The 14,804-nt window shown below is 55.1% G+C and carries 14 protein-coding genes; all 14 read right to left on the bottom strand.

The window, feature by feature from the left end:
• Window positions 1-133: 133 nt before the first annotated feature.
• Window positions 134-790 carry a ribulose-phosphate 3-epimerase gene (gene rpe, locus ACH6EH_RS10850; protein ID WP_208203995.1) on the bottom strand — a complete coding sequence of 219 codons (657 nt, stop codon included), beginning with the start codon at window positions 788-790 and terminating at the stop codon, window positions 134-136.
• 3 nt (window positions 791-793) lie between these two features.
• Window positions 794-1,699: a ribosome small subunit-dependent GTPase A gene (rsgA, locus tag ACH6EH_RS10845; protein WP_138225415.1), complete on the bottom strand. Its 906-nt coding sequence runs from the start codon at window positions 1,697-1,699 to the stop codon at window positions 794-796.
• A 43-nt stretch (window positions 1,700-1,742) separates the two neighbouring features.
• On the bottom strand, window positions 1,743-3,974 hold the full coding sequence (gene pknB, locus ACH6EH_RS10840) for a Stk1 family PASTA domain-containing Ser/Thr kinase (protein WP_397332317.1): 2,232 nt from the start codon (window positions 3,972-3,974) through the stop codon (window positions 1,743-1,745).
• Entirely contained in the window at window positions 3,961-4,746 is a 786-nt protein-coding gene (locus tag ACH6EH_RS10835; protein ID WP_397332316.1) for a Stp1/IreP family PP2C-type Ser/Thr phosphatase, read from the bottom strand. The genes pknB and ACH6EH_RS10835 overlap by 14 nt, the downstream gene beginning before the upstream one ends.
• A gap of 7 nt (window positions 4,747-4,753) precedes the next feature.
• On the bottom strand, window positions 4,754-5,794 hold the full coding sequence (gene rlmN / locus ACH6EH_RS10830; RefSeq protein ID WP_138225412.1) for a dual-specificity RNA methyltransferase RlmN: 1,041 nt from the start codon (window positions 5,792-5,794) through the stop codon (window positions 4,754-4,756).
• Window positions 5,795-5,932: 138 nt separating this feature from the next.
• Window positions 5,933-7,258: a 16S rRNA (cytosine(967)-C(5))-methyltransferase RsmB gene (gene rsmB, locus ACH6EH_RS10825; RefSeq protein WP_397332315.1), complete on the bottom strand. Its 1,326-nt coding sequence runs from the start codon at window positions 7,256-7,258 to the stop codon at window positions 5,933-5,935.
• A gap of 38 nt (window positions 7,259-7,296) precedes the next feature.
• Window positions 7,297-8,235 carry a methionyl-tRNA formyltransferase gene (gene fmt, locus ACH6EH_RS10820; protein WP_397332314.1) on the bottom strand — a complete coding sequence of 313 codons (939 nt, stop codon included), beginning with the start codon at window positions 8,233-8,235 and terminating at the stop codon, window positions 7,297-7,299.
• The gene (def, locus tag ACH6EH_RS10815) at window positions 8,232-8,729 is read right to left on the bottom strand and encodes a peptide deformylase (protein WP_138225409.1); all 498 of its coding nucleotides are present in this window, start codon (window positions 8,727-8,729) and stop codon (window positions 8,232-8,234) included. The genes fmt and def overlap by 4 nt, the downstream gene beginning before the upstream one ends.
• A 67-nt stretch (window positions 8,730-8,796) precedes the next feature.
• A complete protein-coding gene (priA, locus tag ACH6EH_RS10810) occupies window positions 8,797-11,334 on the bottom strand; it encodes a primosomal protein N' (RefSeq protein WP_397332313.1) in 2,538 nt (845 codons plus the stop codon).
• Complete coding sequence (gene coaBC / locus ACH6EH_RS10805) at window positions 11,334-12,617, bottom strand: bifunctional phosphopantothenoylcysteine decarboxylase/phosphopantothenate--cysteine ligase CoaBC (protein WP_397332312.1); 1,284 nt, start codon at window positions 12,615-12,617, stop codon at window positions 11,334-11,336. The genes priA and coaBC overlap by 1 nt, the downstream gene beginning before the upstream one ends.
• A gap of 136 nt (window positions 12,618-12,753) precedes the next feature.
• The gene (gene rpoZ / locus ACH6EH_RS10800; RefSeq protein WP_397332310.1) at window positions 12,754-12,954 is read right to left on the bottom strand and encodes a DNA-directed RNA polymerase subunit omega; all 201 of its coding nucleotides are present in this window, start codon (window positions 12,952-12,954) and stop codon (window positions 12,754-12,756) included.
• A gap of 48 nt (window positions 12,955-13,002) precedes the next feature.
• Entirely contained in the window at window positions 13,003-13,578 is a 576-nt protein-coding gene (gene gmk, locus ACH6EH_RS10795) for a guanylate kinase (RefSeq protein ID WP_138225405.1), read from the bottom strand.
• 14 nt (window positions 13,579-13,592) lie between these two features.
• Window positions 13,593-13,853 (bottom strand): extracellular matrix/biofilm regulator RemA, encoded by a 261-nt coding sequence (remA, locus tag ACH6EH_RS10790; RefSeq protein WP_006209218.1) that lies wholly within the window; start codon window positions 13,851-13,853, stop codon window positions 13,593-13,595.
• A gap of 54 nt (window positions 13,854-13,907) precedes the next feature.
• Window positions 13,908-14,792, bottom strand: coding sequence for a YicC/YloC family endoribonuclease (locus tag ACH6EH_RS10785; RefSeq protein ID WP_397332309.1), 885 nt, complete (start codon window positions 14,790-14,792; stop codon window positions 13,908-13,910).
• Between the last annotated feature and the right edge of the window lie 12 nt (window positions 14,793-14,804).

Here is a 14,804-nt window from a genome sequence, read left to right as displayed (position 1 = left end):
CATTGTTATGTTATGCTCCGCCGATGCGGATGTGAACCACAACAAAAAAGGCTACATGAGAACCCAGCTCATGTAACCATATTTATGCGGCCATCCAGTGACCTATGCATTTTCAGTTCAAAGTCAGGCCTGATCAGCCTTGTACACTTTCCCGAATTCTGCGAATAGCAGCAGCCCGGTCGCTGGCTCCATATACAGCACTGCCAGCTACCAGCACATCAGCGCCGGCAGAGGTCACAAGCGGCGCCGTTTCCGCTGTAATTCCGCCATCTACTTCAATGTGGATGGAAGGATTCGGCCCTTGGGAGATCCAGCTGCGCAGCTGCTCTATTTTGCGAACGGTTTGATGGATGAACTGCTGACCTCCAAACCCAGGATTCACGGTCATGACCAGCACCAGATCGAGATCGGCCAGCACCTCCTGTATTGCCGCAGCCGGTGTCCCGGGATTGATGGCAACCCCCGCCTTCACACCATGCTCTTTAATCAGGTGGACGACCCGGTGCAGATGAGGACACGCTTCAGCGTGAACTGTAATGTAATCAGCTCCTGCCTTGGCGAAGTCCGCAATATAATTCTCGGGACGCTCAATCATAAGATGTACGTCCAGCGGCAGCTTAGTGTGGGGCCGTATGGCCTGCACAATCGGTGCGCCCAGTGTCAAATTGGGCACAAAATGCCCGTCCATGACATCGACATGGATCCAGTCCGCTCCGGCAGCGCCGACCTCTGCAATTTCCTCACCCAGCTTCGCAAAATCCGCAGACAAAATGGATGGTGCTATAATCATTGGCTAATACCTCCGCTTCTTGTCTTTCATCTCTTCCAGAAACTCCAGGTAGTGACGGTACCGGCTATCTGCAATGTCACCGCTTTCCTTGGCGACAAGCACCCGGCAGCCCGGCTCATGCGTATGGCTGCAGCCCCGGAACTTGCATTGTGACGCATAAGAAGCAAATTCCCGGAAGCACACGGACAGCTCTTCGACGCCCAGCTCCAGAAAGTCCAGTTGGCTGAAGCCCGGAGTGTCGGCAACAAAACCGCCGTTGTCCAGCTCTATCAGCTCCACATGCCGGGTGGTGTGCCGTCCTCTGCCCAGGCGCATACTGATTTCGCTCGTCTCAAGCGTTAATCCCGGCTTGATGGCATTCAGCAGTGAGGATTTCCCGACACCGGACTGACCGGAGAATACACTGATCTCTCCCGCCAGCCGTTCCTTGACCTTCTCCGTGCCGATGCCTTCTATGGAGCTGGTAATAAACACCTCATAGCCGACAGATTCATAAAGCTCCTGAACTCTGGCTGCCGTTGCATCTCCCTGACCCGCCAAGTCCTGCTTTGTGATCAGAATGATGGCATCCAGTCCCGCATGCTCAATATGTACAAGGAACTTGTCCAGAAGCAGCAGATTCATATCCGGCTCCTTGACGGAGAACAGCAGAACGGCAAGGCCTGCATTGGCTACCGGAGGACGGATTAATTGGGAAGACCGTGGAAGAATTTCATCCACGGTCCCCTCTCCATTCTCCGTGAGTGAGTACATGACACGATCCCCGACAAGGGGGGATTCGCCTCTCTTTTTGAAGATGCCGCGGGCTCGGCATTGAATCGCCGTCTCCTCACCGGACACCTTGCCGTCTCGAAGGGGCTTGACATAATAGTACCCGCTAAGCGCCTTGACAATCAGGCCTTCCTGCATGCACACGCCTCACTTTCTGGATAAAATAGTGAAATGGTCTCTTTTAATCGTCATCTTCATCTTCATCTTTGGGATCTTTTTTCTTATCTTCGTTCTTATCTTTATCTTTACCCTTGGCTTCACCCGGCGTTTCTGTATTGCCGTTTCCTTCGGCACCTGTACCGCCGGTACCTTCAGCACTTCCATCGCCGTTCTCGGGCTCTGTAACGGCCGGAACCTCCGGCACGATCGGCAGCGGCGGCTCCACCTCAGGCTCAGGAACCGTGCCGTTCTTGGCGTCATTATAGGCTACGACATACGTATCCAGCGAGCGTCCGTCCCGGTAAATGGTTACCGTCCCATCCTTGCCGGGAGCAAGCACCAGCTCCACCGGAATAATCTCAGTCGCATTGACATCCCGCTCGATCGCTTCCGCACTATCTCCCCGGGCGTCTGAATATACGATCCGGATGCGGCTGGATTCTCCTAAAGCTGACGGCGCAACCGGCACCTTGAAGGTATAGTTCAGCGCATCGGAAGGATACCCAGAACTAACGACAATATTCTGCTCTGTACCCGGTGTAGCCATCGCCCCGGCGTCCCAAGGCCATTGAGACAGCACCGTTCCGCGTTCTGCCGTAAAGCTTGGCTCATCCTTTACGGTGCCCACCTTGAGCCCGAGCCGCTTGATCTCGTTCTCCGCTTCACTGCGGGTCATCGTCGTCAGATCCGTCATTTCCACTTCCGCTTTCCCCTTGCTGACAACAAGCATCACATTGGCTTCATCCGGATCAAATTCAACACCACTATCCGGTGACTGGGAAAGGATCTCACCTGCCGCTGCGCTGTCACTGTTCTCTTCGCGGACAGTGATTGCGTCCTTCTCCACCTTCTGCTCTGCCAACAGCTCCATCGCTTCATCCAGCGTTCTTCCAGACAGGCTAGGCATCACACTAAGCGGCTTCTCTTCACCTACCGTGAGCTGGACGCTTGCGCCTTCCTTCACCACTGTACCTTCTGCCCGGCTCTGCTTCAACACGATTCCGGCTTCTACACCTTCTTTATACTCCCGAAGCACTTCCGGATTTACGACAAGTCCCGCCTCTTCCAGCGTCCGGACCGCCTCCGCCTCCGCCATCGTAATTACACCCGGAACGGTCACATCCTTGACCTCCAGCATTTGATTCACAAAGAGGACGAGCCCTGCAATAATAGCCAGGAACAAAAGACTTAATCCCACGATCAGGGCAGGCTTCTTCTTGCTCTGCTTGCCACTCTTACGCTCACTGACCATTTCCTTGCGCACTCCGTCATCCTCCACATCCCCTGACGATGCATTAGGCGCCGGGGGACCGGTGTAATTCTCCGGTCCGGGATAAGCCTCGGCTGCCCCTGCCGGCTGCATGCTCTTCAGCGCAGGCATTACAATCGTCTGATCGGCATCATCATGAAATTGAATCTTTGGTTCATTGCGCCTTGCCGGAAGCAGGCATGTTTCCAAATCCTGCAGCATCTCTTCCGCAGACTGATAACGCTCCTGAGGGTTTTTTCGCATGGACTTGAGGATGACATTCTCCACGCTTTGCGGGATTAAAGCATTAACCTCTTTGGGCTCCTCAAATTCCTCTTGCAGATGCTTCAGCGCCACACTGATCGGACTCTCACCCAGAAACGGAAGACGGCCGGTCAGCATTTGGTATAAAACGATGCCCAGAGAGTACAAATCCGACTTCTCTCCTGTCGCAACCCCTTTCGCGTGCTCGGGCGAGAAGTAATGCACCGAGCCGACTACCGAGCCGGTCTGCGTGATCGTCGTAGAGGTTACAGCCCGGGCAATCCCGAAATCCGTTACCTTCACCCGGCCGTTGCGGCCGATCAATATATTATGGGGCTTAATATCCCGATGAATGATCTGGTTCTGGTGCGCATGCTCTAGTGCATCGCAGATCTGCGACGCAATGCGTACAGCCTCGTCCACTTGAAGCGGAGCCCGCTCTTTAATAATCTCATTTAAATTATTGCCGTCGATACATTCCATTACGATGTAATGCACATCGTCCTCTTGGCCCACATCATAAATGCTTACCACATTTGGATGTGACAATGACGCCGCAGACTGGGCCTCCCGCCGAAAACGGCGGATAAACTCCTCATCATGCACAAACTGCTGGCGCAGCACCTTGATCGCTACATGACGATTAAGCAGGATATCCTGGGCTTTGTAGACCAAAGCCATACCACCCCCGCCAATCCGCTCAATCACCTTGTAACGACCAGCCAATTCATGTCCGATCATGAATTCCACCCCTTTGTTCGTTGCCGGCCGCTTCCTCCTGATGCTGAAGCAAAGCGACTGTAATATTGTCGTCGCCTCCGGCGAGAAGAGCCAGCTGAAGCAAACGGTCCGCCTTATCCTCCAAAGGAAGCTCCGCCGAGCCGATGACCTGGGCCATTCGCTCCCGGTTCACGAGATTACTCAGCCCGTCACTGCACAAAAGCAGCACGTCGCCGGCACCCAGCTCTACCGACCGCAGCTCCACCTCGACCTCGGAGTCGGTACCCAGCGCCCGAATGAGGACATTTTTGCGCGGATGCGAAGCCAGCTCTTCTTCAGTAATTTGACCATTCTTAAACAATTCATTGACCAGCGTATGATCCTCCGTCAGCAGGCTGACCTGATTGCCGGAGACCTTGTACGCCCTGCTGTCTCCGATGTGACCAATATAGCCCCGATGCTCCCGAAGAAGAACGGCCACGATGGTGGTTCCCATATTGTGCAGCCGTTCATTGCCGGAAGCTTCGCGGTAAATCACCTCATTGGCATGGAGAATAGCTTGTGTCAGCACTGTGCCTAATGCCTCTCCATCCAAATCAGCTGCCAGCTTCTTGAAATCCTCCGCCACGGTCTGTACCGCAAGCCTGCTGGCAGTGTCTCCTGCAAGGTGTCCCCCCATACCGTCGGCAACAATGCCGAGTGTATAGCCATGTCCGAGCTGCAGTACGAGGACCGAATCCTCATTGATCTGGCGCACCCGTCCGACATGACTCACATGAACCGTATTGATCAAATTTCGCTCACCCCAACTCCATATGCTTGGCTCGAAGCTGCCCGCAGGCCGCCGCAATATCATGGCCTTGCTCACGGCGAATGGTCACATTAACACCCTTGTCTGCCAGCGCCCGCTGAAATTTAAAAATATCATTCCGCGAGGTTCGCACATACTTGCGCTCCGGCACGTGATTGACAGGGATCAGATTGACGTGGCAGTTCATGTCCTTAATGACATCCGCCAGCTCCTCCGCGTGCTCAACCTGGTCGTTCATGCCGCCAATCAGCGCATACTCGAACGTAATCCGGCGGCCTGTCTTGGCTTGATAATAACGCAGTGATTCAATGACATCCTCGAACGGGAAGCGGCGGTTAACCGGCATCAGCTTGGAGCGGAGCTTGTCGTTAGGCGCATGGATCGAAATCGCCAGGTTGATCTGCGTGTTCTCCTCTGCAAACTGATAAATATTCGGAACAATACCGCTCGTAGACACCGTAATATGGCGCTGTCCGATATTCAGTCCCTTCTCGTGGATCATCGTGCGCAGAAATTTCATGGTTGCATCATAGTTCTCAAACGGCTCGCCGGAGCCCATGATGACGATGCTGCTCACCCGTTCCCCTTTAGGATCAAGCATCTTCTGGGCCTGAACCACCTGGGCCACGATCTCGCCGGCAGTCAGGTTCCGCTTCAGTCCGCCCAGCGTAGAGGCGCAGAAGGTGCACCCGATCCGGCAGCCTACCTGGGTCGTCACACAGATGCTGTTGCCGTAATTATGCTTCATAATTACAGTCTCAATAGCATGATCATCATGCAATCCGAACAGGAATTTAATCGTTCCGTCCTTCGATTCAAAGCGCGTAATCTCATTCAAGGTTACAAAGCTGAACTGCTCGGTCAGCTTGCGGCGCAGCTCCTTGGACAAATTGCTCATCTCATCAAAGGAATTGACCCGCTTCACATACAGCCACTCATAAATCTGGCCTCCGCGAAAAGCCGCCTCTCCATTCTCTACAGCCCACTGCTGCAGCTCCTCTAACGATAAATCATATATAAAAGGGTTCATTTCACCACACCTGTCTATTTCATTTATACTCAGTTCTTTATTCATTCTTACTATTTTACCATAAATAAAACAGCCCGTAAAAGAGAAAACCCGCCAGAAGCGGCGGGCCGAAACCAGAATTCCCTATAAAAAGAGGCGTTAGCGCACTCTTCTCAGCCTTGCAATATAGAAGCCGTCACTGTGAAAATGCTGCGGCAGAATCTGAACGCCGCCGCCTCGGGAAAGAGCCTGCTCCCGAACCCGTTCCTGAAAGCCGTCGGGATCCTTCTCTACCTCAAACTCCGGACGGGAGGCCAGAAAGCCTTCCACGACGCCTTCATTCTCCCGCTCCTCCATCGTACAGGTGCTGTATACCAGCAGCCCGCCGGGCTTGACCAGCTTCGCCGCCGCCTGGATCAGCTCCTGCTGAAGCTCGGCAATCGCGCCTACATCCTCAGCCGTCTTGGTCCACTTCAAATCCGGCTTGCGCCGAATGACACCCAGACCCGAGCAGGGAGCATCCAGCAGCACACGATCAAATGCAGCCTCATCATGAGCCATTGGCAGATCCAGTGCATTCCCGGTCACCGGAACAATACTCGCCAGACCCAGACGCTCCGCCTGGGCTGCGATCAGCTTCTGCTTATGGGCATGGAGATCATTCGCAAGGATCTCCCCCTGATCCTTCATCAGCTCGCCCATATGGGTGGTTTTGCCTCCCGGAGCTGCACAGCAGTCCAGAACCGTCATCCCCGGCTGGGGATCTACCATCTCCGCGACGAGCATTGAGCTTTCGTCTTGAATAGAGATCATGCCCTCCCGGTACCACTCCGTAAAGGCCATATTGCCGCCGCTGCTGACGATAATGCCGTAAGGGCTGAGACTCGACGGAACAGCGTCCAGGCCCGCAGCCTCCATCTCTGCCAGCAGCTGCTCCCGGCTCACCATGGTTGTGTTCACTCTGACGCTGACGGAAGGCGGCTCGTTATTCACGCGGCAGATCGACTCCGCGGCTGCCTCTCCGTATTGCTCTATCCAGCGCTCAACCAGCCACAGCGGGTGGGAGTGCTGCAGGGAAATGCGCTGTGCAAAGGGCAGCTGCTCTGGCACAACCAGCTCTTCTTTTTGCCGGAGCACACTCCGTAGCACCCCGTTCACCATCCCGGAGATGCCCTGGTGTCCCCACTTCTTGCTAATGTTCACCGCTTCGCTGACAACAGCATGCTCTGGAATCCGATCCAGATACATGATCTGATACAGACTAAGACGCAGCAGGCTGCGCACCCAGGGCTGCAGCTTGGCCGTCCCCTTCTTGACGAAGCGGTCCAGGAAATAATCCAGCGTGTTCAGGCGTGAGATCGTTCCATACACCAGCTCTGTCGCGAGACCGGCATCTCCTTTATCCAGGGAGGACTGCGTTAAGGCGCTGTTCAGCAGCAGATTACTGTACGCCTGCTCCTGCTCCACCTGGGTTAGGACATCCATCGCCAGCTCTCTTGCGCTGGTCTTTCTGCTATGCCGGGTCACCGCAGCACCGTGCCTGGCACAAGGCTTGTCCCACGGATGAATTGGGCTGCCTCCATTGCTTTTTTGCCGCTCGGCTGAACGGTTTCCAGACTAAGCACACCCCTGCCTGTCTGAACCTGGATGCCGCGGTCGTCAAGCTTCAGCACTGTGCCGGGCTCTACATCCCCACCTCTGCCTTCTTCCGCTTCAACGCGGGCACTCCAGACCTTGAATACCGCTTCATCCCATAAAGTAAAAGCGCCCGAAAAGGGAACCAGACCCCGAATTTGATTAAAAATATCAAGCGCAGACCGGCTCCAGTCAATCTTCTCATCCTCGCGCTTCAGATTAGGAGCATAGGTCGCGTCTTCTTCGTTCTGCGGCTCTGCCTGAACCTTTCCGGCCGAAAGCGACGGAAGCTGTTCCTTCAACAGCTCTGCGCCGACCTGGCTCAGCTTCTCAAACAGGGTGCCAGCGGTATCCTGCTCCAGTATTTGAACCTCTCTCTTGGCGATCATATCCCCGGTGTCCAGTCCTTCGGCCATGTACATCAGCGTAATGCCCGTCACCGTCTCCCCGTTGATAATACAGCGCTGAATCGGCGCCCCGCCCCGGTATTTCGGCAGCAAAGAGCCGTGCACGTTCAGACAGCCCAGACGCGGCAGCTCCAGCACCTCCTTGGGCAGGATCTGTCCATAGGCAGCTGTTATAATCATGTCCGGCTCGTACCGGGCTAATTCAGCTACGGCCTCCGGACTGCGCAGGCGCTGCGGCTGGAGCACGGGAATTCCGTGCGCCAGCGCCGCCTCCTTTACAGGGGTGGGCGTCAGCACCTTTTTCCTCCCCTGAGGTCGATCCGGCTGGGTGACGACCGCCACTACGGAATAGCCTTCCGCCAGCAGCATATTCAGGCTCGGAACAGCAAAGGCCGGGGTACCCATAAAAACAATCTTCATCGATTCTCCAGCTCCCTCCGGGGAGGCTGATTGGGATCGAATTCATAAACGCGCTCGGCAATATCCGTAAAGAGGACGCCATTCAAATGATCGATCTCATGCTGGAAAGCGCGGGAAAGCAAACCTGTTGCTGTCACGATCAGCTCCTTGCCTTCGCGATCCAGTCCCTTGACCTTCACCTGCTCCGCCCGGCGAACATCACCGTTCCAGCCGGGGATGCTGAGACAGCCTTCAGGTCCGAGCTGTTCTCCGTCACGCTCCAGAATTTCGGGATTGATCATCTTGATCAGCCCGTGCTCGTCACCGGCATCGACCACGATCAGCCGCTTCAAAATACCTACCTGCGGAGCAGCCAGGCCGACCCCGTCGGCATCATACATCGTATCTGCCATATCGTCCAGCAGCTTCTGAACGTTCGGGGTAATCTTGGTCACCTCTTTGGCGACCTTGTGCAGCACTTCATCCGGTTCTTTAACAATAATGCGAATGGCCATAACGACACCTTCCTCATGCTTTGTTGAATTCTTATATAGCAATGTATATAGCAATGTATATGCAATATCACATTAACATTTGCGGATCCACATCAATACTGATCTGCAGGGTTTGATCGCGCGCAGCCTCCTGCAGCTCCTCCGCCACCTGGCGTACAAGCGATACGGCGTCCATGTTTCCACGCCATTTTATCATACATTGGAACCGGTATCTATTCTTGAGCCGGGGGATCGGGGATGCGACAGGCCCCAGCACATCCAGCGCTTCTGCTGAAAAGCGATCCAGGCTACCAAACCAGCCGCGGCGGTCTGCCTTGTTCTTCAGATCACCGGCATAATTCTCCGCCGCCCGGACCAGCACCGTCAGCTGCTCATGGGATAAGGTGACGAGAATGAGCCGGCAGTATGGCGGATAGTGCAGCGCCTTGCGGTGCTTCAGCTCATCTTTGACAAACGACAGGTAGTCATGGCCGCTGGCATGAATAATGGAATAATGGTCTGGCGTATAGGATTGAATAAACACCTCTCCCGGGAGGTGATGACGTCCCGCCCGGCCTGCTACCTGCGTCAGCAGCTGAAAGGTTTTTTCGGCCGCCCGGAAATCCGGAAGATTCAATGCCGAATCTGCCGTAATGACCCCGACCAGGGTGACATCCGGAAAATCCAGACCCTTCGCCACCATTTGGGTGCCCAGCAGCACATCCCCTTTTTTCTCCCGAAACTGCTTCAGCAGCTTCTCGTGAGAGCCCTTCTCGGTCGTGGTGTCCACGTCCATCCGAATGACGCGGATCCCGGGGAACAGCTTCGCAAGCTCTTCTTCTACCCGCTGGGTGCCTGTACCGAAATAACGGATATGCTCGCTGCCACAGTCAGGGCAGACCTCCGGCGCCGGGGCCGCATAGCCGCAATAGTGACAGCGGAGATTGTTGGCCTTCTGGTGATAGGTCAGTGAAATATCACACTCCCCGCACTGCGCAACATATCCGCAGCTGCGGCACATCACGAAGGTGGAGTAGCCGCGCCGGTTCAGCAGCAGCACACTCTGCTCCTGCCGTTCCAGCCGGGCGGCGAGCGCCTCATGGAGGGAGCGGCTGAACATGGAGCGGTTGCCATCCTTGAGCTCCTCCCGCATATCGACAATGCGGACCTCTGGCAGTCGGTTCCCCAGCGCGCGGGTGGGCATCTCCAGCAGCTCCGGCTCGAAATCCTCCTGGGACTTCGATCTCGCCGCGAAATAGCTTTCCAATGAAGGCGTAGCCGATCCCAGAATGACGGCAGCACCGGCCTGGGACGCCCGGCGAATCGCAACATCTCTGGCATGGTATTTGGGAGTTTCCTCCTGTTTATAAGAGGTTTCATGCTCTTCATCCATAATAATCAGTCCCAGGGATTGAAAAGGAGCAAAAACTGCCGAGCGGGCGCCAACGACGACCGAAGCGCGTCCTTCATTGATTTTGCGCCATTCATCATAGCGTTCTCCCTGGGAGAGACGGCTGTGCATTACAGCCACCCGATCTCCGAACCGTCCCTTGAAGCGCTCCACCATTTGCGGGGTCAGTGAAATTTCAGGAACGAGCACGATTGCCTGCCGCTCCTGCTCTAGACAGCGCTGAATGGTCTGCAAATAGATTTCGGTCTTCCCGCTGCCTGTGACCCCGTGCAGCAGAAACACGCCATGATCTCTTGACTCCAGCTTCCTTACAATGCGGGAGTATACATGCTCCTGCTCAGCGGTCAGCGTAAGCGGCTCTGTAGGCTTGAAGCTTCTGCCTTTATAAGGGTCACGCTGCACTTCCATATCCTGTATGTTAATAAAGCCTTTGTCTGCCAGAGCCTTCACCGTTCCGGCGGTCACACCGACAGCTGTCAGCACCTCCTGCAGGGACAGAGGAAGAAAGGCCTCCATGTCCACGATATAGGAAAGGACCTCCTTCTGACGCTGCGCTTTGGAAGAAAAGCTCTCCAGAGCCTGCCTCGCTTCCGCAAGGCCGATGCTGAGAGAGACTGCCTTCATCGTTTTTTTCTGCAGCTTGTCCTTGATTTGCTGATATTCACGCAGCAGCCCCTGAGCCAGCAAAGCCTTGAGACTGGCCGAATCCTTGGGAAAAGCACGGTTCAGCTGCTCCAGCGACACCTCACCGCGCTGCTTGACGAAGTCCAGCATACGCTGCTCCCCTTCCGTCTGCGGAGCCGCTGCGAATAGCACGCCATGCTGATGCTGATCCTGCACCGAGCTCTCACCGGGATCGGCGAGAGCTACATACCGCTCCGCCTTTCCTTTCAGGGCCGTCGGCAGCATGGACTGCAGTACGGTAATCTGCCTGCAGGCATAGCGCTCCTTCATCCACACACTCAGCTCCACGAGCTCCCGGGACAATGGAGGGGAGAAGTCGAGCACCTCCCCAATCTCCTTGATCCGGGACGTCTCCACCTCCGATCTCAGATGCAGCGAGACCACGAACCCTTGAAGCGTCCGATTGCCAAACGGCACCCCGACCCGGCTGCCAACATCCACCCAAGGGCTCAGCCGCTTGGGAATCAAATAGTCAAAGGGCCGGTCTGTATCCTTGGACGGCACATCAACAATCACCTTGGCTACTTCCATTATTCCGCCTCCTTGACTGGAATCCTTTCCGCCGCAAGCAGAAGCAGCTGCACCGCAACCTCCTCCTTGGTCATGAATGGCAGGTCACGGACCAGTCCGTCCGCATTATAGATCTGCACCTTATTGCTATCGGCACCAAAGCCTGCCCCGGCTACGGTCACATCATTAGCAACGATAAGATCACACTGCTTGCGCCGCAGCTTGTCCAGTGCATGAGCCTCTACATGATCCGTTTCCGCCGCAAAGCCGATGAGTAGCTGGGAGGTCTTGCGGCGGCCCAGCGTTTCCAGAATATCGTCGGTCTTCACGAGTGTCAGGCTGAGCGTATCCCCATTCTTCTTGATCTTTACAGGGGCCTCCTGCTCCGGCCGGTAATCGGCCACGGCCGCGGCCTTGATGACAATGTCACTGTCCGTAAATTCCGACATGACCCTGTCGTACATGTCCTTCGCCGACTCCACGCGCTGCACGGTGACTCCCTCCGGCAGCGGCGCGTCAGTACGGGCAGCAATGAGTACAACCTCAGCCCCCATGTCACGAGCCGCTTTGGCGATAGCAAACCCCATTTTGCCGGAGGAGTCATTCGTAATATAGCGGACGGGATCGATCCGCTCTACCGTGCCGCCTGCCGTGACCAGCACTTTTTTGCCGGACAGGACGCCGCGGCCTGCTCTGACAGCCTCACGCCCCTCACTCTTGGCCACTCTTCTCTCAACAGCCCCGCTCTGTTGATCATCACTCTCCTCGAAAAAGCGCTCCACCACCTGTACGATGCTTTCGGGCTCCTCCATCCTGCCCTTCCCGACATAGCCGCAGGCCAGCAGCCCTTCGCCCGGCTCAATCATTCCCACGCCGCGGGATACCAGGGTATTCATGTTCGCCACGACCGCAGGGTGAGTATACATATGCACATTCATTGCGGGGGACACCATGATTGGCGCCGTCGTTGCCAGCAGGGTTGTAGTCAGCATATCATCACCCAGACCAAGGGCCATTTTGGCGATGCTGTTAGCTGTGGCCGGTGCGATGAGCACCAGATCCGCTTTATCCGCAAGATCGATATGGGAGACGACCGAAGGATCTCTTTCATCAAACGTATCGCTGTAGACCGGGTTTTTGGAAAGCGACTGCAGGGTCAGCTCGGTAATGAACTGCTTGGCTGACTCTGTCATAATGACATGCACCTCCGCCCCCTTCTGAACCAGCTTGCTGCACAAGGCCGCCGCCTTGTACGCGGCAATGCCTCCCGTCACCCCAAGCACAATGACCTTACCTTTTAACATGCTGCTCCCTCCCAGGCTTGTATTGAAACAACAAAGAAGCAACTGACATGCCGCCAAAGCTGCTTCTTCTCAAAAAAATAACAACCTTGCGGTTGTCACATTTTTGGGTCATACCTATAAAGCTGTTGGGGAAAAATTAATCTTCGCCCTTTTCAACCCGCAACAGATCGCCATAAATTTCTTCAAGCGCAATACCAACGTACTTATGGGACTTCGCATTGCTCAGCTCGGTAGTCTGTCCTTCACGAAGCTGGCGGGCACGGCGGGAAGCCGCGACGACGAGCGAGTATTTGCTGTCTACTTTGTTCATCATTTCATCAATGGAAGGATAAAGCATCGTTCCAACACCCCTGTTCTCTTGATTTCTATAAGCTGGCCGGACTGGCTATGCTCTCACCTTACAATGCTCGGCAATAATGATAGATTCTATTCTCTTGCAGGCCTGATTAATCTCGTCATTCACTACGGCATAGTCATAGTGACGGATCAGGTCCAGCTCATCTACAGCGACAGACATGCGGTGATCGATGACGGCCTGGCTCTCGGTACCACGGCCGACAATCCGATCCTTCAGCTCATCCAGTGAAGGCGGAGTCAGGAAAATAAAGATGCCGTCAGGGAACTTCTCCTTCACCTTCAGCGCACCCTGAACCTCAATCTCAAGAATAATATCCTTGCCCTTCGCGAGGGTTTCTTCTACGAAATCACGCGGTGTACCGTAATAGTTGCCCACGTATTCCGCATATTCCAGAAGCTGGTCATGCTCAATCATAGAGAGAAACTGCTCCCGGTCCTTGAAAAAATAGTTCGTGCCATCCACCTCACCCAGCCTCGGCTGGCGTGTGGTGGCAGACACTGAATAAATCAATTCCGGCATACGGGTGCGCAACGCGCTGCATACCGTACCCTTACCTACGCCGGACGGACCGGACAGTACAATTAACAATCCCTTTGTAGACATAATACTCCCCATCTTTATTCGTCGTTGTCATCATCTTTACTGGACAATCGGTGGGCCACCGTCTCCGGCTGTACGGCTGACAGGATGACATGATCGCTGTCCGTAATAATAACGGCTCTCGTACGGCGGCCGTATGTAGCATCAATCAGCATGTGGCGGTCTCTGGCTTCCTGAATAATTCTCTTGATCGGCGCGGACTCCGGACTCACGATAGAAATAATACGGTTGGCTGATACAATGTTTCCGAAGCCGATATTAATCAATTTGATGGCCATAATGCGATTGCTCCCCCTAACACTTGACTGCATTCTCCGGACAGGCCGGACTGGTTATTCTATATTGGCGGCTTGTTCGCGTATCTTCTCCAGCTCTGCCTTCAGTTCGACCACGTGCTGGGTCATAGCAAGGTGATTGGCCTTGGATCCGATCGTGTTCACTTCCCTGTTCATTTCCTGAATCAGAAAATCCAGCTTTCTGCCGATGGGACCGGCAGCTTGAAGAAGCTGCTCCGCCTGATCCAGGTGACTTCTTAGCCGGGTCAATTCCTCTTCTACGTTGGACTTCTCCGCAAACAGCGCCAATTCCATCCCGAAAGCAGCGGTTGGAAAAGCAGGCTCATCCTGTGTCAGGCTCTCCAGGCGCTGCCGCAGACGGCCGCGATACTCCTCGGTTACCCGCGGAGCCAGAGCCTCCAGCTCGGAATGTAGGGCAGATATGCGATCCAGCCTGAGAAGGATATCCTCGGCGAGAAAGGCGCCTTCCTGACTTCTCATGGCGAGCAGCTCATCCAGCGCCAGATTCAGGCCTTCACACAGCAGATCGCGCCATTGTTCACGCTTCTCCTCGCCCGGCTGCTCAACGCCTGTCATCAGTACATCCGGCAGCGACAGCAGATCCTGCACAGTCAGCTTGCCTTCAGCGCCGTATGTAGCCAGCTCTTCTGCCGCCTTCAGATAGGACTGCACCATGGCATGATTAAGCGCCGCCGTGGCCTGACCGGCGTCGCTCACTTTATTCATGTAAACATCAATCCGGCCGCGGTGTATACGGGACTGAATAACTCTCTTCAGCGCATCCTCGTGACAGGACCACTCCCGCGGCATCCGGTACAGCACCTCGCAGTACCGGTGATTGACAGATTTAACTTCGATCGTAATTCTATATCCTTCAAAAGCTACGGCCGACTGGCCGAATCCGGTCATGCTCAATGACATCGGAATCACATC

It is taken from the genome of Paenibacillus sp. JSM ZJ436, assembly GCF_044383795.1.
Lineage (GTDB): Bacteria > Bacillota > Bacilli > Paenibacillales > Paenibacillaceae > Paenibacillus_AQ > Paenibacillus_AQ algicola.
The sequence above is the reverse complement of the archived record's forward strand: the minus strand, read 5'-3'. Positions and strand labels throughout refer to the sequence as shown.

Excerpts from the sequence above, each read along its gene's own strand:
- rpe (WP_208203995.1), bottom strand. The coding sequence starts at position 790 with ATGATTATAGCACCATCCATTTTGTCTGCGGATTTTGCGAAGCTGGGT.
- rsgA (WP_138225415.1), bottom strand. The coding sequence starts at position 1,699 with ATGCAGGAAGGCCTGATTGTCAAGGCGCTTAGCGGGTACTATTATGTC.
- pknB (WP_397332317.1), bottom strand. The coding sequence starts at position 3,974 with ATGATCGGACATGAATTGGCTGGTCGTTACAAGGTGATTGAGCGGATT.
- rlmN (WP_138225412.1), bottom strand. The coding sequence starts at position 5,794 with ATGAACCCTTTTATATATGATTTATCGTTAGAGGAGCTGCAGCAGTGG.
- rsmB (WP_397332315.1), bottom strand. The coding sequence starts at position 7,258 with ATGGATGTCCTAACCCAGGTGGAGCAGGAGCAGGCGTACAGTAATCTG.
- fmt (WP_397332314.1), bottom strand. The coding sequence starts at position 8,235 with ATGAAGATTGTTTTTATGGGTACCCCGGCCTTTGCTGTTCCGAGCCTG.
- def (WP_138225409.1), bottom strand. The coding sequence starts at position 8,729 with ATGGCCATTCGCATTATTGTTAAAGAACCGGATGAAGTGCTGCACAAG.
- priA (WP_397332313.1), bottom strand. The coding sequence starts at position 11,334 with ATGGAAGTAGCCAAGGTGATTGTTGATGTGCCGTCCAAGGATACAGAC.
- coaBC (WP_397332312.1), bottom strand. The coding sequence starts at position 12,617 with ATGTTAAAAGGTAAGGTCATTGTGCTTGGGGTGACGGGAGGCATTGCC.
- rpoZ (WP_397332310.1), bottom strand. The coding sequence starts at position 12,954 with ATGCTTTATCCTTCCATTGATGAAATGATGAACAAAGTAGACAGCAAA.
- gmk (WP_138225405.1), bottom strand. The coding sequence starts at position 13,578 with ATGTCTACAAAGGGATTGTTAATTGTACTGTCCGGTCCGTCCGGCGTA.
- remA (WP_006209218.1), bottom strand. The coding sequence starts at position 13,853 with ATGGCCATCAAATTGATTAATATCGGCTTCGGAAACATTGTATCAGCC.
- ACH6EH_RS10785 (WP_397332309.1), bottom strand. The coding sequence starts at position 14,792 with ATGTCATTGAGCATGACCGGATTCGGCCAGTCGGCCGTAGCTTTTGAA.